General features: G+C 57.9%; 21 protein-coding genes. 13 read left to right on the forward strand and 8 right to left on the reverse strand.

Features of this window, described 5'->3' with window-relative positions; translation table 11 throughout:
• Positions 1–85: 85 nt before the first annotated feature.
• Complete coding sequence (locus tag ABJF76_RS19120; RefSeq protein ID WP_413820485.1) at positions 86–1,435, forward strand: M16 family metallopeptidase; 1,350 nt, start codon at positions 86–88, stop codon at positions 1,433–1,435.
• Entirely contained in the window at positions 1,435–2,751 is a 1,317-nt protein-coding gene (locus tag ABJF76_RS19125) for a M16 family metallopeptidase (protein WP_413820486.1), read from the forward strand. The genes ABJF76_RS19120 and ABJF76_RS19125 overlap by 1 nt, the downstream gene beginning before the upstream one ends.
• 251 nt (positions 2,752–3,002) lie before the next feature.
• Here the strand turns inward: ABJF76_RS19125 and ABJF76_RS19130 are convergent, their stop codons facing one another.
• Complete coding sequence (locus ABJF76_RS19130; RefSeq protein WP_413820297.1) at positions 3,003–5,345, reverse strand: aldehyde dehydrogenase family protein; 2,343 nt, start codon at positions 5,343–5,345, stop codon at positions 3,003–3,005.
• A gap of 76 nt (positions 5,346–5,421) precedes the next feature.
• Positions 5,422–6,423, reverse strand: coding sequence for a deoxyribose-phosphate aldolase (gene deoC, locus ABJF76_RS19135; RefSeq protein ID WP_413820298.1), 1,002 nt, complete (start codon positions 6,421–6,423; stop codon positions 5,422–5,424).
• A 175-nt stretch (positions 6,424–6,598) separates the two neighbouring features.
• On the opposite strand from deoC, the gene ABJF76_RS19140 reads away from it, so the two are divergent.
• The 7 genes from ABJF76_RS19140 to ABJF76_RS19170 all read left to right on the forward strand — a co-directional run bounded on the left by ABJF76_RS19140 (position 6,599) and on the right by ABJF76_RS19170 (position 13,688).
• A complete protein-coding gene (locus ABJF76_RS19140; protein WP_413820299.1) occupies positions 6,599–8,092 on the forward strand; it encodes a DUF4153 domain-containing protein in 1,494 nt (497 codons plus the stop codon).
• Positions 8,089–8,778 carry a response regulator transcription factor gene (locus ABJF76_RS19145; RefSeq protein ID WP_413820300.1) on the forward strand — a complete coding sequence of 230 codons (690 nt, stop codon included), beginning with the start codon at positions 8,089–8,091 and terminating at the stop codon, positions 8,776–8,778. The genes ABJF76_RS19140 and ABJF76_RS19145 overlap by 4 nt, the downstream gene beginning before the upstream one ends.
• On the forward strand, positions 8,763–9,719 hold the full coding sequence (locus ABJF76_RS19150) for a sensor histidine kinase (protein WP_413820301.1): 957 nt from the start codon (positions 8,763–8,765) through the stop codon (positions 9,717–9,719). The genes ABJF76_RS19145 and ABJF76_RS19150 overlap by 16 nt, the downstream gene beginning before the upstream one ends.
• An 80-nt stretch (positions 9,720–9,799) precedes the next feature.
• A complete protein-coding gene (locus ABJF76_RS19155; RefSeq protein ID WP_413820302.1) occupies positions 9,800–10,774 on the forward strand; it encodes a metal ABC transporter solute-binding protein, Zn/Mn family in 975 nt (324 codons plus the stop codon).
• Complete coding sequence (locus ABJF76_RS19160; protein WP_413820303.1) at positions 10,771–11,571, forward strand: metal ABC transporter ATP-binding protein; 801 nt, start codon at positions 10,771–10,773, stop codon at positions 11,569–11,571. Before ABJF76_RS19155 ends, ABJF76_RS19160 begins: the two co-directional genes overlap by 4 nt.
• A 3-nt stretch (positions 11,572–11,574) precedes the next feature.
• Complete coding sequence (locus ABJF76_RS19165; RefSeq protein ID WP_413820304.1) at positions 11,575–12,777, forward strand: metal ABC transporter permease; 1,203 nt, start codon at positions 11,575–11,577, stop codon at positions 12,775–12,777.
• Positions 12,774–13,688, forward strand: coding sequence for a metal ABC transporter permease (locus tag ABJF76_RS19170; RefSeq protein WP_413820305.1), 915 nt, complete (start codon positions 12,774–12,776; stop codon positions 13,686–13,688). The genes ABJF76_RS19165 and ABJF76_RS19170 overlap by 4 nt, the downstream gene beginning before the upstream one ends.
• A 27-nt stretch (positions 13,689–13,715) precedes the next feature.
• Here the strand turns inward: ABJF76_RS19170 and map are convergent, their stop codons facing one another.
• Entirely contained in the window at positions 13,716–14,528 is an 813-nt protein-coding gene (map, locus tag ABJF76_RS19175; protein WP_413820306.1) for a type I methionyl aminopeptidase, read from the reverse strand.
• A gap of 82 nt (positions 14,529–14,610) precedes the next feature.
• On the reverse strand, positions 14,611–15,315 hold the full coding sequence (sfsA, locus tag ABJF76_RS19180) for a DNA/RNA nuclease SfsA (RefSeq protein ID WP_413820307.1): 705 nt from the start codon (positions 15,313–15,315) through the stop codon (positions 14,611–14,613).
• Between the two features lie 49 nt (positions 15,316–15,364).
• On the opposite strand from sfsA, the gene ABJF76_RS19185 reads away from it, so the two are divergent.
• From ABJF76_RS19185 to ABJF76_RS19200, 4 genes are read left to right on the forward strand one after another with little or no spacing between them, the layout of a single operon-like run.
• Positions 15,365–16,087: a competence/damage-inducible protein A gene (locus ABJF76_RS19185; protein ID WP_413820308.1), complete on the forward strand. Its 723-nt coding sequence runs from the start codon at positions 15,365–15,367 to the stop codon at positions 16,085–16,087.
• On the forward strand, positions 16,084–16,806 hold the full coding sequence (locus tag ABJF76_RS19190) for a GNAT family N-acetyltransferase (protein WP_413820309.1): 723 nt from the start codon (positions 16,084–16,086) through the stop codon (positions 16,804–16,806). The genes ABJF76_RS19185 and ABJF76_RS19190 overlap by 4 nt, the downstream gene beginning before the upstream one ends.
• Before the next feature lie 7 nt (positions 16,807–16,813).
• A complete protein-coding gene (locus ABJF76_RS19195; protein WP_413820310.1) occupies positions 16,814–17,380 on the forward strand; it encodes a peroxidase-related enzyme in 567 nt (188 codons plus the stop codon).
• Positions 17,381–17,382: 2 nt separating this feature from the next.
• Positions 17,383–18,357: an OmpA family protein gene (locus ABJF76_RS19200; RefSeq protein ID WP_413820311.1), complete on the forward strand. Its 975-nt coding sequence runs from the start codon at positions 17,383–17,385 to the stop codon at positions 18,355–18,357.
• A 95-nt stretch (positions 18,358–18,452) separates the two neighbouring features.
• On the opposite strand, the gene ABJF76_RS19205 is transcribed toward ABJF76_RS19200, so the two are convergent.
• The 4 genes from ABJF76_RS19205 to ABJF76_RS19220 all read right to left on the reverse strand — a co-directional run bounded on the left by ABJF76_RS19205 (position 18,453) and on the right by ABJF76_RS19220 (position 23,023).
• A complete protein-coding gene (locus ABJF76_RS19205) occupies positions 18,453–19,358 on the reverse strand; it encodes a LysR family transcriptional regulator (RefSeq protein WP_413820312.1) in 906 nt (301 codons plus the stop codon).
• A gap of 132 nt (positions 19,359–19,490) precedes the next feature.
• The gene (locus tag ABJF76_RS19210; RefSeq protein WP_413820313.1) at positions 19,491–20,261 is read right to left on the reverse strand and encodes an anti-sigma factor family protein; all 771 of its coding nucleotides are present in this window, start codon (positions 20,259–20,261) and stop codon (positions 19,491–19,493) included.
• Positions 20,258–20,737, reverse strand: coding sequence for an RNA polymerase sigma factor (locus ABJF76_RS19215; RefSeq protein WP_413820314.1), 480 nt, complete (start codon positions 20,735–20,737; stop codon positions 20,258–20,260). Before ABJF76_RS19215 ends, ABJF76_RS19210 begins: the two co-directional genes overlap by 4 nt.
• Positions 20,738–20,995: 258 nt before the next feature.
• Entirely contained in the window at positions 20,996–23,023 is a 2,028-nt protein-coding gene (locus ABJF76_RS19220) for an FAD-dependent oxidoreductase (protein WP_413820315.1), read from the reverse strand.
• Between the last annotated feature and the right edge of the window lie 166 nt (positions 23,024–23,189).

Raw genomic sequence — 23,189 nt, forward strand, 5'->3', positions numbered from 1 at the left:
GCTGCTAGCCCTTCTTGAAGCCTGCGCGTGGCAGAGTATCTTTAGTCCGACACCGCTTGATGAATTGGATTTTACCATGACACGTATGCGCGCCGCTTTGGCTGCTTTTGCCCTTTCTGTTACGCTTGCGCCCGCCGCGGCGCAGGCCGAACAGGACGGGGTCACAACCTTTGAGCTAGAGAACGGAATGCAAGTCGTTGTCGTCGAAGACAACAGAGCCCCAGTTGTGCAGCACATGGTTTGGTATCGTGCCGGATCCGCGGATGAACCTGTCGGTTCGTCCGGCGTGGCGCACTTTTTGGAACACTTGCTGTTCAAAGCGACAGATACGCTGGCCGATGGTGAATTGTCGGCAACCGTGGCCGCCAATGGTGGGCGTGACAATGCGTTTACCAGCTATGATTACACTGCCTACTTCCAACGCGTCGCGGCCGACCGGCTTGAATTGATGATGCGCATGGAATCCGACCGGATGCGCAACATCAATTTCACCGATCAGAACGTCGAAACAGAACGCCGCGTGATCATCGAAGAACGCAACCAACGCACCGAAAACAACCCGCGTGCGTTGTTTGGTGAACAGATGAACGCGGCGCAATATCTGAACCATCGCTATGGCGTGCCGATCATCGGGTGGATGCATGAAATGGAAACGCTCGATAAAGCGGATGCTTTGGGGTTCTATAATACCTACTATTATCCCAACAATGCGATCCTTGTTGTGTCCGGTGATGTGGACGCGGAAGACGTAAAAGCCTTGGCCGAAACCTATTATGGCGTGATCCCTCCGAACCCAGATTTGCCAGAACGCCTGCGTTCGGAAGAGCCTCCGCAAACGGCAGAACGCCGGGTGATTTTTCGGGATGCGCGGGTGGCGCAAGAATATGTCAGCCGCTCGTACCTTGCCCCTGAACGCGATCCGGGTGACCAAACAGCGGCCGCTGCGCTGACGCTTTTGGCCGAAGTTTTGGGCGGTGGGCAGACCAGCTATATGACCGAAAAGCTGCAATTTGACGAACAGATCGCAACGTTTTCCGGCGCGTTTTATCGCGGGACTTCGGTGGACGACACGACCTTTGATGTGGTGGTTGTGCCAGCCCCCGGCCTGACCCTCCAAGAAGGCGAGGACGCGATGGATAAAGTTCTGGCGCAATTCCTTGTGGACGGCGTCGATGCTGAACAATTGGAACGTATCAAATACCAACTGGGTGCCAGCCAGATTTACGAACGCGATAACGTGGACGGGATCGCGCGGCGCTATGGGGCGGCAATGGCGGTGGGTCTTGGGATCGACGACGTTCAGAAATGGCCCGGGGTTTTACAAGCCGTAACGCCCGAAGACATCATGCAAGCGGCGCGTTCCGTGTTGAACCGCGATGCATCGGTGACCGGGTGGCTGACCCGCCCCGAAACGCAAAAGGAGATTAGCCAATGATGCGTTTTGTGATGATCTTTGCGGTGGCAGTCGCTGCCGCTTTGCCCACCCGTGCCGAAGTGAAAATCGAAGAAGTCGTAAGCCCCGGCGGTATCACCGCATGGTTGGTGCGCGAACCATCAATACCCTTTATGGCGCTGGAAATGCGCTTTCGCGGCGGGGCGTCCCTTGATGCCGCTGGCAAGCGCGGTGCGATCAACCTGATGACAGGACTTTTGGAAGAAGGTGCTGGTGATCTGGACGCCCGTGGCTTTGCGCGTGCGCAAGAAAGCTTGGCCGCGTCCTTTGGCTATGATGTGGGCGACGATTCCCTATCAGTCTCCGCCAGATTTTTATCTGAGAACCGGGCAGACGCGCTGGAATTACTGCGCAAGTCGATCATCGAACCAACTTTTGCCGACACCGCCCTAGAACGGGTGCGCGAACAGGTGCTGGCGGGGCGACGCGCTGACGCAAAAGACCCCAACGAAATCGCGCGCTTGACCTTTGACGCGATGACCTATGGCGATCACCCTTATGCGACCGCCTATGAGGGCACGATTGAATCCGTTACGGCGCTGAACCGCGATGATATTGTGACCGCACACAAGGCCGTGTTTGCCAAAGACCGGATTTATGTCGGTGCTGTGGGCGACATCACACCACAAGAGCTGGGTGTGATGCTTGATACGTTGTTGGGTGATCTGCCCGAAACCGGCGCGCCAATGCCAAAACCGGCCGCGGTCACGATCGAAGGCGGCACAACCGTTGTCGAGTTTGAAACACCGCAGTCTGTTGCGATCTTTGGCCAGAACGGCATCGCGCAGGACGATCCGGATTTCTTTGCGGCCAATGTGCTAAATCGAGTGCTGGGCGGCGGGGGCTTTGAAAGCCGCCTGATGACTGAAGTGCGCGAAAAGCGGGGGCTGACCTATGGCGTGTCGTCCTTTCTTGTACCGCAGGATTATGCGGAAACCGTGCAGGGGCAGGTGGCATCGGCCAACGATAGCATCGCCGAAGCCGTAAACGTGATCCGCGACGAATGGGCACGCGCCGCAAACGAAGGTATCACCGAAGAAGAACTGATCGGGGCCAAGACTTATATCACTGGCGCTTATCCGTTGCGGTTTAACGGTAATGGCCCGATCGCGCGGATCATGGTCGGTATGCAGATGTTGGGGCTTCCCATCGACTACATCGCCACCCGCAACGAAAAGGTTGACGCCGTCACGCTGGACGATGTGCGCCGTGTGGCGGGCACGTTGTTGAACCCGGATCAACTGCACTTTGTGGTTGTCGGAAAACCCGTCGGCCTTGCGGACACAGACACCGATTGACCCAAATGCGTGCTGCGCACACGACATGCTGAAGGGGGCGGTTGGCTTGGCCAATTTCCCTTCGGCTTGCGTGATATTGCGGTGGACGCGTGGGTTATTGTTTGCGAACGTGTTTCGGTCAAGCGAACCTTCAGACCGTCGTTAGGTTTTGGGTCATGCCGGGCCGGGCGGCTCAAACAAAGCAAGCGTTTGGCCCATCAGCTTGTTTTTACCTAAGAACGGCAAGGCGGCACCAAACCTAAATCACAGGCCTATTCGCCATAGGGCACCCAGATGGTTTTGGTCTGTGTGGCGGCTTGCAAGAACGCTTTGCCTTCGCCTGCGGTGCTGAACCAGTCGCGCGCTTGGCCGTTATTGACCCATGTGCGCTTTAGATTTCCCGCCGCCTCTTGTTCGATGGTCTTCGAGACATCCGCGCCCGAGAACGACCAAACCGCGTCGATGTTCAAGTGTTTCGCGATGTGCGGCGCAAGGTCGGTGTGATCACCGGTCAAAATATTGACCACCCCGGCGGGAACGTCAGATGTGTCGAGAACTTGGTAAAAATCAGTGGCGGCCAATGGGAAAGGGTCTGACGCGGCCAGAACCATCCGGTTGCCCATCGCGATGGCGGGCGCAACAAGCGATATCAACCCCAACAATGGCGCCTCGTCCGGGCAAAGACACCCGATAACGCCAATGGGTTCGTTCATGGCCAGTGCGACGCCGCGCATGGGAACGCCTTTGACGGCCCCGTCGTATTTGTCGGCCCATGCTGCGTAGGTAAACAGGCGTTGGATCGAGGCCTCGACTTCTTTGTTGCCGGATTTTCCGCCTTGTAGGGCGTCAAGCCGTTTGCTGAATTCGTCAGCGCGGGCTGACAGGTTTTCTGCAATGTAATACAGGATCTGTGCGCGCAGGTGGCCTGTGGTTTTGCTCCAGCCTTTTGCGGCATGTGCGGCTTCTACTGCGTTGCGCAGGTCTTTGCGGTTGGCGAGGCTGGATTGCCCCAGCAGTGCGCCGTTTTTGCCATAGACGTTACGGGAATATCCGCTGTCGGGGCGTGCTTGTTTGCCGCCGATGTACAGTTTGGCGGTGCGGTCCAGCGCATCGGTTGGGCCGCCTTTGCCTGCATATGTGGCGATGGGTTTCAAAGGCTTGGGTGTGGTCTTTGGCTTGGTATAGGCTTGCAACCCTTCCCAACCGCCTTCGCGCCCAAAGCCGCTTTCGCGCACGCCACCGAAGCCGGCGGATGCATCCATGAGGTTGGTGGCGTTCACCCAAACGATGCCTGCTGCAAGTTTAGGCGCAATATCGAGGGCAAGGTTGACGTTCTCGCTCCAGACCGATGCCGCAAGGCCGTAGCGGGTGTTGTTGGCCAATTCCACCGCTTCGGCAGGGGTGCGGAAGGTGGTGGAGACAAGGACCGGGCCAAAGATTTCTTCCTGCATCAACGTGTCGGCGGTGTTGAGGCCCGTGATAAGGGTCGGGGGATAGAAACTTCCCGTCGCAGGTAGCGCGGTGTCGGGTTGATAGGTGGTGCCTGCGGTATTGCCAGCAACCATTTTGGAGATCGCACCCAACTGAACAGGGTCCACAATAGCGCCGACGTCGATGGATTTGTCGAGGGGGTCGCCCACGCGCAAACGATCCATGCGGGAGCGCAATTTAGCATAGAAGGTTTCAGCAATGGGTTCGTGCACCAACAGGCGCGAGCCTGCGCAACAGACTTGCCCCTGATTGAACCAGATCGCGTCCACCAGACCTTCGACCGCGGAATCAATGTCGGCATCGTCAAACACAATGTAGGGGGACTTGCCGCCCAATTCCAAGGTCAGCGCCTTGCCCGTGCCAGCAGTGGCTTGGCGGATGTGACGGCCAACTGCGGTGGACCCGGTAAAGGCGATCTTGTCGACATCAGAGGCGACCAGCGCTGCGCCGGTTTCGCCGTCTCCTGTGACGATATTGACGACGCCGGGGGGCACGCCGGCTTGGGTGCAGATTTCAGCAAATACCATAGCAGTCAAAGACGTATATTCGGCGGGTTTTAGGACAACTGTGTTGCCCATCGCCAAAGCTGGCGCAATTTTCCAGGCCAACATCAACAAGGGAAAATTCCAAGGAATAATCTGACCGCAAACACCAAGCGGCGCTTGATCAGGCAATTCGGTGTCCATCAGCTGAGCAAACCCAGCATGGTGATAGAAGTGGCGGATCGCGAGAGGCACGTCTATGTCGCGGCTTTCGCGGATCGGTTTGCCATTGTCCAACGTTTCCATGACGGCCAGAAGGCGCGCGTTCTTTTGCATAAGGCGGGCGATGGCATAAAGAACGCGGGCGCGGGCGTGGCCGCCTGACTTGGCCCACTTGGGTTGGGCGGCGCGGGCGGCTGCAACCGCAGTGGCCACTTCTTGAGGCGTGCCTTTTGTGACGCCAGCCAGTTTTTCACCCGTGGCGGGGTTTGTTGATGCGAAGTCATCACGCTTTGAACCCCATTTGCCGTCAATAAAGTGGCCGAAAACGGGGCCGCGATCAGCAAGCCACGTTAACGCGTCGCCAGCAGCTTCGGGAGCTTCGCCGTAGTCCATGGATTCAAAGATGTTCTTGACGGTCATGGTGTCGTCCCTCGGTCTGTTCCGGGCGGCATTTTCTGACACAGAAAATGGCCGGAATTTTACTTAAAATTCCGCCTCACCCGATGGGGTGACGGTACCCAGCTGAATAGGCGCCGGTCAAATGGTGTTCGAGTTGGCGTTCAATATCGCCCAATAATGATGACGCACCAAACCGAAACAGGTCAGGCATCAACCAGCGGTCTCCTAGCTCTTCCTTCATCAGAGACAAATAAACCAACGCGTCTTTGGCTTTGGATATCCCACCAGCGGGCTTGTATCCAACGCGAAATCCCGTCGCTTCGAAATAGTCGCGAATTGCGCGGATCATCACCAGCGTTACGGGCAGGGTTGCGTTGACGCTTTCCTTGCCGGTCGATGTCTTGATGAAATCCGCGCCTGCCATCATGCAAACCAGTGACGCGCGCGCGACGTTGCGCAAAGATCCCAACTCGCCAGTGGCGAGGATCGCTTTGACTTGGGCGTCTCCGCATGCGGTGCGCATTTGGGCCATTTCTTCATAAAGCGCTTGCCAATTGCCTTCGAGCACGTGGCGACGCGATATCACAATGTCAATTTCCGCAGCTCCGGCCGCGACGCTTTGGGTAATCTCTTGCAGACGCAGGGGGAAAGGGGACAGACCCGCCGGGAAACCAGTGGACACGGCAGCAACGGGAATGCCAGTGCCATGCAATGCGGTGACTGCGGCGGGGATCATTTCATGATAGACGCAGATGGCACCGGTTGTCAGTCCGTCCATCCCCAACGCATCCAGCATTTCGGCCCGTATTGGTTGGCGTGCTTTGGCGCAAAGGCGCTGCACGCGGGCTTCGGTGTCGTCCCCTGACAATGTTGTCAGATCGATCAGGCTGACCGCTTTCAGCAACCACGCCGCTTGATGATCTTTCTTGATCGAACGTCGCGCTGAAAGGGTCGCGCATCGCCGTTCGATGGCCGAAGTGTTGGCCTGAACCCGCCTCACCCAATCCATATCCAGCGCCATTCCTGGATTGCGAGGCTCGGTGACCTGCGGCAATTGGGCGGTGTTTGAACCGACAGAAGACGTTTGGGTGGCATGCATCGGGCGATCCTTTCGGATTTGGGTAGGCTACGGAAGTGGCACGACATGCGCGGTTTGGCAAGCTGTGCCGCGATGTCACGGCCTGCACAAATTCTGCACAAGCTTTGCGTCAGGCGCTGCACAACCGCCTGTCACATTCGTCCCATCAGCAAAAACAAAGTCACAGGGACAGATCATGGAAACGAGGATTTTTCGCGGAGTGCCGCTGCGTATGAAGCAGGATGGGTGGTGGTTGGATGCGCCTAAAACGACGGGACAGGGCAAGCAGATGCGGCGCAAACACGATGGCATGAAAGCCGGTCTTTTGATCACCCTAATCGCAACCGGAGACCTGTTGGTCTGGCAAGCGGTTCCTGCGATCAGCTTTGCGCTGTTGGCGCTTGTGATCGTTATGGCGGGGCTGGCTTTGGCATGGCCCCGCCTTGGTATGCAGGCGCGGGTCGGGATCGCGTCAGGGGCTGTGTTGTCGGTGTTGCCACTGATTGAACTGGTGCAACCTTTGTCTGTCCTTATAGCATTGTGCGGACTGACGGGGTGCGTGGTCGCCCTTGCGGGATTATCGCGGGGTGATTTTTTGCGCGGCGGGTTGCGGCTGTGGTGGGTTGCGCCGTTGCATAGTGCACAAAGCGGTATCAAAACGGCAGGACAGCTCGGCAATGCCCGTCCCGGCCCTTTTGATGTCCGCGCGTTTGTGATGGCGTGGGCCTTGCCCTTGGGGACGACGGTGATTTTTGCACTGTTGCTTATTGGCGCAAACCCGGTGCTCGACCGCATCTTTGCCAATCTGGCAGAGTGGCAAGCGCCTGCGCCGAACATGTGGCGTTTGTGGTTCTGGATCGCGCTGGCCGTTATGATTTGGCCTGTGCTGGCCGCGTGGGGAATGCGCGAACGGTTGCGCGCGCGCCGCCCTGTGCGTTCAACTGTGCGTCGTCAGGGGATTATCAACGCGGAATCAGTCGCGCGTTCGCTGGTGGCTTTTAATGCACTGTTTGCGGTGCAGACGGGAATGGATATCCTGTTTCTATACGGCGATGCTGGTCTTCCCGATGGGATCACTGCGGCGACCTATGCGCATCGCGGGGCTTATCCGCTTTTGGTCACGGCGTTGCTGGCTGGCCTGTTTGCCGTGCTTGCGCGCCCACATCTTGCTGGACGCCCTGTTTTGCGTTGGTTGATGCTGTTGTGGTTGGCACAGACACTGGCGTTGGTGGCTGCTTCGGTCTGGCGACTGGACACATATGTGGACATCTATGGGCTAACGCGGTTGCGGCTTGCCGCTTATGTTTGGATGGGGCTGGTGGCGTCGGGGCTGTGCATCGTGGTTTGGCAAGTGTGGCGGGACTACCCCGCAGCGTGGATGCTACTGCGCGGAGGAGCATTGGCGGCGGCAGTTTTGTATGTCTGTGCTTTCGTGAGTTTTGATGCCGCGATTGCGAGGCATAACCTTAGTCGCCATACAGACCCCGATACGTTTGCACTTTGTGGTTTGTCTGAAGACGTGGTGCCTGCCATGACTGCCCGTTTTGGCGCAAATTGGTCGGCTGAATGTGTTTCTTCGTATCGCGTGCCGCGTGTCTTTCAGCCGAACGATTGGCGCGAATGGGGCTTTCGCAATTGGCGGGTGCGCCGTAGCCTTGCGAACATGACACAGACTGCGACCGCACCATGAACACCGCACATCTTTTGATCGTCGATGACGACCCCCACATCCGTTCTGTCTTGCGCATCACGCTGCAGCAAGCTGGTCACGAGGTCAGCGAGGCGGGCGATGGGGCCGAAGGGCTTGCCAAGGCCCGGTCAGGTCGCTTTGATCTGATCGTGCTGGACATCGGCCTGCCCGAGATGGACGGATTGGCCGTGTGCCGCGAACTGCGCACAAACGACACGACACCCGTGTTGTTTCTGACCGCACGGCAAGACGAAATCGACCGGATACTGGGGTTCGAATTGGGCGGCGATGATTACGTGACCAAACCGTTCTCGCCCCGCGAGTTGGTGGCGCGCATCGCTGCGATCCTCAAGCGGACGCGACCCGTTGCGCCATCAGGTGCCGCAGTGGCGCGCGGTGTGATCAGCGTGGATGCGACCCGCCATCTTTGTCTGGTGCATGGTACCCCTGTCACACTGACAGCGCGTGAAATGGATATCCTTGCCCACCTGATCGCCAACCCCGAACGTATCCATGCGCGCCCGTCGTTGACAGATGCGCTTTATGGGCATGCAGGGGCAAGTGATCGCACGCTCGACAGCCATTTGCGCAATCTGCGTGCCAAATTGACCAAAGCAGGCTGTGCAGACGCCATCGAAACGGTGCATGGCATCGGCATAAGGATGGGCGCATGCACGGGCCTGTAAAACGCATTGGCCAAAAGTGGCGCCCGCCTTTGGCGCTGGTCCTTGGGGGCACGTTGGCGGCCGTGCTGGTGTCGCCGCTTTTTGGCATCATATACCTGCGTCTATGGGGAAACATTCTGGGCTGGGGTGAAGCCGCATGGTTGATCGGCTGGATCGGCGTGGTGGCCACTGGCGTCTTGGGGTTTTTATTGTGGCGTTTGGTGCTGCGTCCGATTTATCGCCTGACGGATTATGCCCGTGCGATGAAAGCGGGGCGCGATGTCGCGGCGCCTACGCATTTCGGTACGCCAGAACTTAGCAGGCTGGGGGTCAGCGTCATGGCGATGGGCGAAAGCCTGCACAACCGTGCAGATGGGATGAAAGCCTATGCCGATCATGTTGCGCACGAGCTGACGTCGCCCTTAACAGCGATCCAAGGTGCGGCTGAGCTGTTGCAAGCGGGGGCCAGCGGAGAAGATGCAAGCGAACTCAGTGCCACAATCCACAATGCAAGCCAGCGCATGCAAATGCTGTTGGACGATCTGGGCCATCATGCCAAAGCCGCGACAAGTGCTGGCAGCGGCGTCTGCAAATTGTCCGAGGTGGCACTTGGGCTAAATGCCGCGATCAATATCGAGGTGAGCCATGATGGCATGGTGCCGTTGATTGCGTCCGATCTGGGCACGATTCTAACTCAATTGGCGCGCAATGCGGCCGAACATGGCGCGACGTACCTAACGTTACATGCCCAAGCCGGGCGTTTGCATGTGGGCGACGATGGCCCCGGCATTAGTGTCGGCAATCGTAGTCGGGTGTTCGATCCATTCTTTACCACACGGCGTGAAAGTGGCGGCACGGGCATGGGCTTAAGTATCGTGCGCAGTCTTGTTCAAGCACGCGGAGGACAGATCACCTTGTTAGATCACGAAAAAGGCGCCCATTTTTTAATCAATTTTGAGTAAACCCCGAAAACACGAAGCTGTTATTGCGAGTCATTCTCATTCTTATTGACTTCTTGCGAATGACTCTCATATTCAACTGTATGAAAAATCTTCCTCAAACTCCAAATGTTTCGCGCCGCGCGGTTCTGGCGGGTATGGCAACAATGGTGGCAACGCCGTCTTTTGCGGCCTCTCGGGTAAATGCTGTTGCGACAACAGGCATGATCGCGGACATGGTGCGCCGCATTGGTGGTTCGGGCGTCGAGGTGCAAGCCTTGATGGGGGCGGGTGTTGATCCGCACGCCTATCGCCAGACCCGCAGTGATATTGTCGATATGACGCGTTCTGATGCGGTGTTTTCGCACGGGCTGTACCTTGAGGCTCAGATGGAGGAATTTCTGACCGATCTTGGGCGCAAACGCCCGGTTTTTGCGGTTGCCGAAACGCTTGATCCCGCTGCTTTGATTGCAAGTCAGGATTATGAGAACCGGTTTGACCCGCACGTTTGGATGGACCCGGATTTGTGGGTGCAATGTGTGCCCGAAGTTGTGCGTGCCCTGACGACGCTGCGCCCCAAAGGCAAAACGCTGTTCGAAGACAACGCCGCTACCTTTGTCACCGACGCAAAGGCCCTTTCGGTCTACAGCCACGATGTGCTTTCCCAAGTGCGCCCCGAGGCGCGTGTGTTACTGACGGCCCACGACGCGTTCAGCTATTTCGGCGCGGCTTTCGGGTTTGAGGTGCTGGGCATTCAAGGCATTTCAACGGAAAGCGAAGCAGGGCTGAACCGCATCAGCACGTTGGTGGACACGCTTGTGGCGCGCCAATTGCCGGCCGTGTTTGTCGAAACCTCTGTTTCGGATCGCAACATTCGCGCGCTGATCGAAGGTGCTGCCGCTCAGGGACACACTGTCGCCATTGGCGGATCGCTTTATTCTGACGCGATGGGGCTGGATGGCACCTATGAGGGCACGTGGCTTGGGATGATTGATCACAACGTCACGACCATCGCCCGCGCACTGGGCGCGGATGTGCCTGCTGGTGGACGTTTGGGCAACCTAAAGGGGGCGGCATGACACTTTCCTTGGTCACTGATCACGCAACCAAAGCCGAAGAGACACGCCTTGCAAGCCCGCTTTCTGTGCGCGGCCTGACGGTGTCTTATGGGCAGACCCCGGCGATTTTTTCTGTCGATATGACAGTGCGCGCAGGTAAAATGACGGCAATCGTCGGCCCCAACGGGGCGGGCAAATCCACGTTGCTAAAGGCTGCGTTGCAGGTTGTTAAACCACTGGCTGGGACTGTTGCGATTTTTGGCAAACCGCTGGCGCAAATGCGCGATCGCATTGCCTATGTGCCGCAACGCGCCAGCGTGGATTGGGATTTTCCGACCCGTGTGATCGACGTGGTCATGATGGGTATGTACCGCCAGCTTGGCCTTTTGGGCCGCGTGCGTTCCAAACACCGTGCGCAGGCGATCGATGCCTTGCACCGTGTTGGTATGACAGATTTTGCCACGCGCCAGATTGGCCAACTTTCGGGCGGGCAGCAACAGCGTGTGTTCTTGGCCCGTGCCTTGGCGCAGGATGCAGACATTTACGTGCTGGACGAACCCTTTGCGGGCGTAGATGCAGCAACGGAAAAGGCCATCATTTCGGTGCTGCAAGGCCTGCGTGATACCGGACGCACAGTGCTGGCCGTGCATCATGATTTGGCCACCGTGCCGGATTATTTCGACGACGTGGTGTTGCTGAACACCCAAGTGGTCGCCGCCGGTCCGGTCGAAAACATCTTTACCGAAGACAACCTACAAGCCGCCTATGGTGGTCGTTTGACAACTGCGCGGGTCGATCCAGAAAGCGTCGCAGGCTAAGCTATGCTTGCCGATGCTCTGCTTTTGCAGCTTGGATATAACGCGACGCTTGTGACCTTGGGGGCTACGCTGTTGGGCGTTGCCTCGGGCGTGGCAGGCACTTTTCTATTTTTGCGCAAACGCGCTTTGGTCAGTGATGCGATCAGCCATGCGACCCTGCCGGGCGTTGGGCTGGCCTTTATTGTGATGGTTAGCTTGGGCGGAGACGGACGCTGGTTGCCGGGATTGTTGCTGGGCGCGGGTGCGTCGGCGGCTTTGGGGTTGCTTTGTGTGCAGTGGTTAAGTGCACGCACGCGGCTGGGCGAGGATGCCGCGATTGGGGCCGTACTGTCGGTGTTCTTTGGCATCGGCATTGTGATTTTAACCATCATCCAGACGATGAATTCAGGCCGTCAGGCTGGCCTCGAAGGGTTCTTGCTGGGCTCCACCGCGGGCATGTTGCGCAGTGATGCGATTTTGTTGGCGGTTTCGGCGGCCGTTGTATTGGTGCTGGTTCTGGCGCTGCGCCGTCCCTTGGAATTGGCAGCGTTTGATCCCGGTTACGCCCAAGCAACAGGTTGGACGTTGGGGCGCATTGATCTGGCGATGATGGGCATTGTGCTGGTTGTCACGGTTGTGGGCCTCAAGGTTGTCGGGTTGATCCTGATTGTTGCCTTGTTGATTGTACCTGCGGTGACCGCGCGGTTCTGGACAGACCGGGCGGGCCATGTGGTGCTGATCGCGGGCTTGGTTGGCGGAGTGTCGGGTTATGTCGGGGCGGCAACGTCTGCCGTAGCGCCTGCGTTGCCGACAGGGCCGATTGTAGTGCTGGCCGGCTTTTCGCTGTTTCTTGTGTCGTTGCTTTTGTCGCCGGGGCGCGGGGTGCTGGCTTCAGTCCTTGTGCACCGCCGCTATCAACGGCGGGTGCATATGCGACAAGGGTTGTTGGCGCTGGCGCAGGGCCAACAAATATTCGAGGCCCTGACAAGACGTTTGATGACCCGCGAGGGGTTGATTTTACCCGATGGTGTGGCGACGGTGCAGGGGCAGGCGGCGGCTTCTAAGGCGCTGCTTGATGAAACCCGTTGGTCGATTGTGCGGGCGGACCACAGTTTTGCAGCGGCGGCCACGCGCTACGACGGGCTGACCCCGATCGAAGACATCCTTACCCCGGATCAACTAAGTGATGTGGACGGCAAGATTGCCGCACCGGTGGTGGTGACGTGATGGGGGCTGAATTTGTCGCCCTGTCCCTTACACCTATCCTGATTGGGGTGTGTGTGGCTGTGGCCTGTGCGCTACCGGGGAATTTTCTATTGTTGCGGCGTCAGGCGCTGATCGGCGATGCGATCAGCCACGTGGTCCTGCCGGGTATCGTTGTGGCTTTCCTTTTGACAGGGGTGGTCGCCACGGGGCCGATGCTACTTGGGGCGGCGGGGGCTGCGGTCTTGGCGGTCATCGCGATCGAAGCCATCCGCCGTCTTGGCCGGATCGAAGCGGGTGCTGCGATGGGTGTCGTGTTCACCGCAATGTTTGCCGGGGGCGTTTTGCTGCTGGAACGTTCAGACACGTCCAACGTTCATTTGGATGTTGAACACGCGCTGTTCGGCAACCTAGAAAGTCTGATTTGGCTAGATGCAGATGGGTGGGGATCTTTGGTCGATCCCACAGCCCTCGCTGGATTGCCTGTCGAATTGCCGCGCATGGCACTGGCGTTGGTGGTGGTTGCTGCGTTCTTATGCCTGTTTTGGCGACCCTTGGCCTTGTCGACCTTCGACGAAGGGTTTGCCCGTGGCCTAGGCCTGCGTACCGGGCCATTAGGACTGGCGTTGGTGGTCGTGTCGGCGATTGCTGCCGTGGCTGCATTTGACGCCGTGGGATCAATCATTGTGATCGCGATGTTCATATGCCCACCAGCCGCCGCACGGATGATGACCAACCGTTTGGGCCATCAAGTGGCGTGGTCGGCAGGTTTTGCGACAGTCGCGGCCATCATGGGATATGTGCTGGCAGGATATGGCCCCCTTTGGATTGGGGCCTCTGCATCCGTGAGTGCGGCGGGTATGATCGCGACCGTGTCAGGGGCGATCCTTGCACTGGCAGCAATTGCTGGACCGCACCGCACACGCGGTAGCTAAGTAAGGCGGAGCTTGCTCCGCCCTTGGTTAGCCAAATGTTGGGTGGAACTTTCCAACCGGGGACGGTGTGAAAATCTCGACCCCATCTTCAGTCACGCCCACTGAATGTTCAAACTGCGCCGACAACGACTTGTCACGCGTCACAGCAGTCCAATCATCGGACAAGGTTTTGGTTTCAGGGCGACCCAAGTTAACCATCGGTTCGATGGTAAAGATCATACCGGGTTCTAGCACCGCACCGGTACCGGGGCGACCGTAATGCAAAACGTTGGGCGGGGCGTGAAACACGCGACCCAACCCGTGACCACAAAAGTCACGCACAACCGACATGCGATGGCCTTCCACATAGGTTTGGATGGCATGACCGATGTCGCCAAACGTATTGCCGGGCTTAACCGTCTCAATCCCCAGCATCAGCGCATCATGGGTCACTTGGATCAAGCGTTCGGCCTTGCGGGGCAGTTTGCCGGCCACATACATCCGGCTTGTGTCACCAAACCAACCATCCACGATGACAGTCACGTCAATATTCAGAATGTCGCCATCCTTAAGCACCTTGTCGCCCGGAATACCGTGACAGACCACATGGTTCACACTGATACAGCTGGCGTGTTTATAGCCCTTGTATCCAATGGTGGCTGACGTGGCGCCGGCGTCATCAACCATCTGCGTGATGATGCGGTCGATCTCGCCCGTGGTTTGGCCGGGCACGACCAGCGGGGCCATGGCGTCCAGAATTTCGGCGGCCAGCCGTCCGGCGGCGTGCATGCCAGCAAAGTCCGCAGCTTCATAGATGCGGATACCGTCTTTGGTTTGGCGGCCTCGGCTTTCTTTGTTCAAGGTCTGCTCCATCGGCAAAAAAGGTGTCTTAAATTCTATAACCGCCAGTATACTGCACTGCGGCGAAAAGGGCCAGACGCTGTCAGATCGCGATCAAGATCGGGTTTGCAACATCGACGCCTTCAGGGGTGATGTAGGTTCCAAGGCACATGGTTTCCACCCCCGACTGTGACGCAGATCGATAGGCCGCCGCATATGCAGGGTCGATATCGGCCGCGAGGGCAAAACGGTCACAATCTGTACGCTGCACCAAATACAGCATCACCGCCCTGTGCCCCGCCTGCGCCATCGCTGCCAATTCGCCCAAATGTTTGGCGCCGCGCGCTGTCACACTGTCAGGAAATTCAGCAAGGCCAGCCGTGCGCGATAAGGTCACGGATTTGACCTCGACATAGGCGTCGGGCAGGCCGTCACCCTGCAACAGAAAATCGATGCGGCTGTTTGTTCCGTATTTTTGTTCCGGGCGCACGGTCGCATATTCCTGAAATCCCGGCACCTCGCCTGCCTCAAACGCAGCCCGCAAGGCGCGGTTCGGCACAGAGGTATCCACACCTGTAAAGTGCCCATTATCATGTTCAATCAAGCGCCAACCAAATTTTAACTTCTTCTTGGGATCGTCATTGGGTTCGAGCCAAATCCGCATCCCTGGGTCCGCCAATCCCATCATCGACCCCGGATTGGCGCAGTGGGCGACCACTTCGCGTCCGTCTTCTAACCTGCAATCGGCCAAAAAGCGTTTGTAGCGTCGGATCAGGGTGGCGGGGACAAGTTCGGTTTGAAAGCGCATGGGTGCGGGCCTATACCGATCCCACGCCCTGCTCAAGGAGGCCAACACGATGTCCAACCCAACCGCTGCCATGCTGGTGATCGGCGATGAAATTCTATCGGGTCGCACGCGCGACGCGAACATGTACCATTTGGCAGGTCAATTGACTGACCACGGCATTGATCTGAAAGAAGTCCGCGTCGTTAGTGATGACCGTGATGCGATCATTGCCGCTGTCAAAGCGCTGAGTGCAGCCCATGAAACGGTGTTCACCTCGGGCGGTATCGGGCCGACCCATGATGATATCACCGCCGACTGTATTGCTGCTGCCTTTGACACCCCCATCGACGTGCGCGACGACGCGCGCGCGCTTTTGGCCGCCCACTATGCCAAGACCGGGGCCGAACTGAACACCGCCCGCCTGCGGATGGCCCGCATTCCAGATGGGGCAACTTTGATCGACAATCCTGTTTCGGTCGCGCCCGGCTTTAGCATCGGAAATGTGCATGTGATGGCCGGCGTGCCGTCGGTGTTTCAGGCGATGGTCGAAAGTGTGTTGCCCACGTTGACGGGCGGCGCGCCGCTGGTGTCAAAAACCCTGCGCATTGACCGGGGAGAAGGTGACATTGCTGGCCCACTTGGCGATTTGGCTGCGACCTATCCTGATCTAAGCATCGGCTCGTATCCTTTCCAAAAAGGCGGCAAATACGGTGCAAATGTCGTGATCCGAGGCACAGATGGCGCGATGGTTGATGCGGCTCTTGAGGCCCTTTCAAGCGTTTTCCCAGCATGATCAGCCCGCAGGCCTTTTACACGGCCATTGATGGCACTTGGCCTGCGGCAAGCAAAACACGTGTTGGTCCATGGGTAATCCGCGACGGGCAAGGCGGGGGCAAACGTGTCACTGCCGTAACGGCAGAGGGGGCATTCGTTGACGCCGACATCGCGCAGGCAGAAACGGCCATGCGCACGATTGACCAAAGGTCGCTGTTTAAGGTGCGCGCAGGCGAAGATGCACTAGACGCAGCACTTGCCGCGCGCGATTATGAGGTGATCGACTCGACCAATGGCTATGTTGCCCCTGTTTCTGCACTAACAGACACGCCAGTGCCGCCCGTCACGGCCTTTGCCATTTGGGAACCGCTGGCCATCATGGCCGAAATCTGGGCCCAAGGCGGCATTGGTCCGGCGCGCTTGGCCGTAATGGAACGGGCGCAAATCAAGACAGGTATCCTTGCAAGGTGGAACGAAAAACCGGCGGGGGCGGCTTTTGTCGCGATCCACGACGGCATCGCCATGGTACATGCGGTCGAAGTGCTTAAATCGCAGCGCCGTCAAGGTGTGGCGCAATGGATCATGCGCCGCGCGGCGTTTTGGGCGCAGCAAAACGGGGCCGAAACCTTGGCGGTCTTGACGACTGCATCAAACGGCCCTGCAAATGCGTTGTATCAACAGTTGGGTTTTTCACCCATTGGCGGCTATCATTACCGCATAGATCCGGCAGAACAGTGAAACCGCAATGACCAATAGCCCCACCGCCCTAGACTTGCCCATGGTCGATCCTTTGCCGGAACAGACACAAAAGTACTTTGATATTTGTCAGGATAAGCTGGGGATGGTGCCCAATGTCCTTACCGCGCACGCCTTTGATATTGATAAACTGAACGCATTCACCGCGCTTTATAACGATCTGATGTTGACGGACAGCGGCCTGACCAAGCTTGAACGCGAGATGGTGGCCGTGGTCGTCAGCGCAACCAACTGTTGTTATTATTGCCTGACGGCACATGGTGCGGCGGTGCGTGCGCTGTCGGGTGATCCGGCTTTGGGCGAAGCGTTAGTGATGAACTGGCGTGTCGCATCTGTCACGCCGCGCCAACGTGCAATGCTGGAATTTGCCGAAAAACTCACGCTCGCCTCGGCCCAGATCGAGGAAAGCGACCGTGCGACCCTGCGGGATCATGATTTAAGTGACCGCGATATTTGGGACCTGATCAACGTCGCGGCTTTTTTTAACATGTCAAATCGCGTGGCAAGTGCGACGGCGATGCAGCCCAACGCAGAATACCACGGGCAGGCGCGTTAAAGATGACAAAGCTGGCGCGGGGCATATCTGCAATCCTTCTGATCGGTACGGCATGGCCCGCGCATGCGCTGGAATTGACTTTGCCCGCCAGTGCAACCGAAACCGAAGCGCGCGACAGCACGCTTGACCAAGAGGCCGTGCCGACGGGCCCCTTTGCCGATGGCACATTGCCTGTGCGCATCGTCGAAGGACCGGTGACGCGGCGCGCCTATCGCATTCCGTCTTCAGGGATGACATCGTTTCAGATTTTGGCGCCGATCCGGACGCAACTTGAAACTGCGGGTTACGAGGTGCTGTTGGATTGTGAAACGGACCGCTGCGGCGGTTTTGATTTTCGGTTTGGCATCGATGTGCTGCCGGCACCAGGGATGTATGTGAATATCCGAGGCTTCCATTTCATCAGCGCAGCCCTGCCCGGCACAGATTCTGCGGTGACCTTGTTGGCGAGCGCCGCATCCGGTGCGGGCTATTTGCAGATCGTGCAGATTGGTTCTGACACGGCGACGGTCAACATTTCAAACGTGGCAGTGACGCCGGAACCACAGCCCCCCGCAGCTCAAACTGATGTGCCCCGTACTACTGCCCCCCAAACGCCGGGGGATTTGGTGACACAATTGCAAACGCAGGGGCGCGCAGTTTTGCATGATCTGGATTTTGCAGTGGGGGCCACGACCCTAAGTTCGACCGTCAATCCTGAACTGGCGACTCTTGCCGAACTGTTACAAGCGCGGCGCGGATTGCGTATCGCGGTCGTTGGCCACACGGACACAGAAGGCGGGCTTCAGGCCAATATCAACATCTCGCGCGCGCGAGCGCAGGCCGTCCGGTCTGCGCTGATCAACACGTTCAATGCCCCAGCGGCCCAAATCGATGCAGAGGGGATGGGGTATTTAGCGCCCATCGCAAGCAACCTGACGCCAGACGGGCGCGACGCCAATCGTCGAGTTGAGGTGATTGTTCTGTCTGACGACGGATGACAACCACACGGGCTAGCCCGATGCGTTGATCAAAAAAAGCCCCGGCGCTTTCACGTCGGGGCAGGTGACCGAATATTTCGGTCGGGGAGAAAATCTTACCAGTCCGCCGGGCCTTTGTCGGCAAAGGCGTGGACCAGAAAATCGATGAAAGCACGGACCTTGGGCTGGGTGAAACGACCCGGTGGGTACACGGCATAGATGCCTTGGGTTTCCATCGGCAATTCGGGGATCGCGTCTTCGATCAGACCCTTTTCCATCGCTTCGGCGTATAGAAAGCTGGGCAAATAGGCGATGCCAAGGCCAGAAACTGCGGCGTTCAGCAAGGATTGTCCGTCGTTCACCGACAGCCAGCCGGCAGTGCGCACTTGACGCTTTTCGCCCGAAGGCGCCGTCAGTTTCCACACGTTGCCCGAAGACTGGTTGGAATAGTGCAACAACTTGTGTTCGTTCAGGTCATCGATCTTTTCGGGACGCCCATACTTTTCGAAATACTCGGGGCTGGCGATCATGCGTTTTGTGGTTTCGGTCAGCTTACGCGCTCTTAGGGTGCTGTCTTCCAGCTCACCGATGCGGATGGCCATATCGAACCCTTCCGAAATCAGTTCGACGTACCGATTGTTCAACACCATGTTGACGGTGATATCGGGGAAATCCTCAAGGAATTCGGACAAGCGCGGTGATAGGTGGTTGACCCCAAAATCCGTCGCGACAGAAATGCGCAGCAAGCCGGATGGCGCGGATTGCATGGATGTGACCAGCGAATCTGCCTCGCCTGCATCATTCAGAACGCGGCGAGCACGGTCGTAATAGGCTAGGCCGATTTCGGTCGGCGAAACCCGACGCGTGGTGCGGTTCAACAAGCGGGCACCCAAGCGGGCCTCCAGCGAAGACACGTGCTTGGAGACAGCGGATTTTGAAATCCCCATCTTCTTGGCGGCGTCTGTAAATCCGCCTTGGTCAACGACCATAGCGAATGCTTCCATTTCGGTGAGGCGGTCCATGCCGTCCCTTTCCATCTTTACTGCTTCGAGGATCAGGTATCGCGCCCAATCAGGGCACAATCAGGGCAGGGATGGGATAATACTGGGGTGATTGCAGGGATCGTTGATGGCACGGAAACGAAGGATCGCGGATTAGGTGGCGATGTCCGTACTCCAGTTGCGGAAGGTTTCCGCCTCTTGCGCCAACGGTTCTGCATCTTGGCCACCGATCAGCAGAAAGCCAAAGTCAGAGGTATTCCAGCGTGCAATATCCAGCCCTTCGGCCGCACCCATGTTGATAGGTTTGTCGCCAGCACCGGATGGGATGATACACAACGCCACTGGCGTACCATCGGCGCGCAGGAACGCGATCTGGATCAGCGGTTTGCCTGCAAAGCCTAAAATCTGCGCCCGTTTGAATGTCAGCCCTTCTGTCGCGGGCAATGTGGAAAGATCAAAGCCCAAGGCGTCAGACACGTTGGCCAATTGCATTTTTGCTTCATCGGCGCTGGGTGTGGCGCCTTGCAATGTCGCAGTGGTGTAAAGCGCTTGATAGCTGGCCACAAAGCTAATCCAGCCACGCGGAGCGGGTTCGGGGGTGCCAAAGCCGGTAAAGACCGCAACAGCAAGACCCGCTGCCAATCCGGTCGCAAAGGTGCCGATGCCCCAACCCCAATTCATTCGCTTTGCTTTCGCGGGCGGGGTTTCGGTCACCGCGAATTCCGGCATCACAGGTGCCGTGTCCAGTAATGTGTCAAAAGCAGCCACGATCGGCGCCAGCGGAATATCAAGTGACGCCATACGATCGGCCAAGGCCATATCGGTTTCCAAAGCCTGTTCAATTGCGTCGTGCAGGGCGTCAGCGGCCTCTCCGTCCAGAAAGGCCGTCAGATCTTCATCTGAAAAACTGTGCGAGATACTCATCGCTTTACGTCCTCTGGTTCCGCCATTTGAGTGTTCAACCGTTTGCGTGCCCCGGCAAGCCGACTCATGACTGTTCCCACGGGAATGTCCATAATTTCGGCGGCCTCTTTATAACTAAACCCCTCCACATAAACGAGCAGCACCGATTGGCGTTGTGCTTCGGGAAGCGCATTCACCTTATTTAACACATCACGCGCGAAAATATTCACTTCGACGTCGGGGGACGTATCGGGAAGGTCGATGTCTTCGACTGGAACAAGGCCGCCGCCGGTACGCACCTTACGCGATCGCAACTCGTTTAGCCAAATGCGTTGGGTCATGCGAAACAACCAACGGTCCAGGTGTGTACCCGCCTGAAATTGGTCGGCTTTGTCCAAAGCGCGCACACAGGTCGTTTGCACCAGATCGTCCGCCCAGTCGCGTCGTCCGGTTAGCGCCACAGCATAACGCCAAAGGCGCGGATAAACCGCAGCCATACCAGCGCGCACCTCTGAGACGGAATTTGAAGGGAAAGCAGAAATAGACCCGGTCCTGTTGTATGTGTCGGTGTTAGAACGACACCAAAAATGGCGCGAACACAATAAAAGCTTTTGTTAGGTTTGTAATTATCACCGGTTGAAAATGCTAGGAGCCGGACGCGGTAAAAAAATGTGCTGTCGGTAACAATACCGACAAGGACGGATTGGCACCGGGCTGACCTTTAAATACGGCTGGATGCGCTGCAAATGCAGTAATCACAGCGTTGCCGCCAGCCGCGTGCCCTGATCAATGGCGCGTTTGGCGTCAAGTTCCGCCGCGACATCTGCGCCGCCGATGATGTGATGTGCGATGCCCGCCTGTTCCAACGCATCCGCAAGGGAGCGGTCTGGGACTTGTCCGGCACACATCACGATGTCGTCGACCTCGATCAGCGTCGGGTTTTCACGCGCCTCACCGAACGACACATGCAGGCCGTCGTCGTCGATCCGTTCATAGTTCACACCTGCGACGAATTGCACGTCCTTCATGTTAAGAGCGGCGCGGTGAATCCATCCCGTCGTTTTGCCCAGCCGTTTCCCGTGCTTTTCCGCCTTTCGCTGCAACAGCGTAACAGCGCGGGCAGGGGCGTCGGGTTGGCTACCTTCGGGGGCAAGGCCGCCGCGATGTTCACCGGGGTCGCTCACCCCCCATTCAACCATCCAGTCTGGCAAGTTTTCGGTCAGGCTGTCGCCTTGGTGCACAAGGAATTCCGACACATCAAAGCCAATGCCGCCTGCGCCAATCACAGCCACGCGCTTGCCGGGCACGCTGCGCTTTTTCAACACATCTATATAGGAATGCACATTCGCGCCGTCTTGCCCGGGAATGGCCGTGTCACGCGGCAACACGCCCGTTGCGATGATGACCTCGTCAAACCCCGTCAATGTTTCAACGGTCGCTTCCGTGCCAAGGCGCACTTCAATGCCCATTTCGGCCACCATGGTGCGATACCAATCAACCAACCCCCAGAACTCTTCCTTGCCAGGCACTTGTTTCGCCATGTTCAGCTGTCCGCCAATTTCATCGGCGCGGTCAATCAGTGTCACTTTGTGCCCGCGTTCCGCGGCCGTTATTGCAGCGGACAGCCCTGCCGGACCCGCGCCCACAACGGCGATGGATTTGGGCGTCGCGGCGGTTTCAATGACCAGCTCGGTTTCATTACAGGCGCGTGGGTTCACAAGGCACGAACTCAGCTTGCCGGAAAACGTGTGATCAAGGCACGCCTGATTGCAGGCAATGCAGGGCGCAATTTGCGCACCGTTGCCCGCCGCCGCTTTGGCGACAAAGTGCGCATCCGCCAGCATGGGCCGCGCCATAGACACCATATCGGCGCAGCCGGTTGCCAGCACGTCTTCGGCCACGTCGGGCGTGTTGATGCGGTTTGAGGTGATAACCGGGATACCCACCTGACCCATCAGTTTTTTCGTCACCCACGCGAACGCCGCACGCGGCACAGATGTGGCGATGGTCGGAATGCGGGCTTCGTGCCAGCCGATGCCGGTGTTAATAATCGTCGCCCCGGCTTTTTCGATTTCCTTGGCCAGTTGCACCACTTCGTCAAAGGTTGATCCGTTGGGCACAAGGTCAATCATCGACAAACGGTAGATGATGATAAAATCCGTACCCACAGCCTCGCGGGCACGGCGCACCACCTCGATAGGCAGGCGCATACGGTTTTCATATGATCCGCCCCACCGGTCTGTGCGCTTGTTGGTGTGGGTGACAAGGAACTGGTTCAGGAAATATCCTTCGGAGCCCATGATCTCGACCCCGTCATAGCCCGCTTGTTTTGCGCGCTCGGCCGTGGCGACAATGTCGCTGATCTGTTTTTCGATGCCATCCTCGTCCAACTCAGACGGCGGAAAGGGCGAGATCGGGGATTTCACCGCTGATGGTGCCACACACATCGGCCCATAGGCATATCGCCCGGCATGCAAGATTTGCATCGCGATCTTGCCGCCTGCGTCATGCACGCGCTTGGTCACGATGCCATGGTTGTCGATGTCGGTTTGCGTAGTCATCATCGCGGCACCGGGCAGCACTGATCCCTCAAGGTTTGGCCCGATCCCACCTGTTACCATCAGCCCGACATCGCCGCGCGCCCGCTCGGCATAGAATTCGGCGACCCGGTTCCAGTCTTTTGTTTCTTCAAGCCCGGTGTGCATAGACCCCATCAGCACCCGATTTTTCAACGTGGTGAACCCAAGGTCCAGCGGGGCAAGTAGATGCGGGTATGTGGTCATGGTGTCCTCCGGAAGCGAATTTTATTAAGGTGTCAGGCAACAGACGCGGGATGTCACGACAAACGCGGCGTCAAGGCAAGGTGATATGGTCGAGTTTGGCAAAATGCGGCAGGGAAAGTCGGACGCTTTTGAGCGATGCGCCTTATGGTTCAACCCGCGTTTGCCG

It is taken from the genome of Tateyamaria sp., from assembly GCF_039940735.1.
Lineage (GTDB): Bacteria > Pseudomonadota > Alphaproteobacteria > Rhodobacterales > Rhodobacteraceae > Tateyamaria.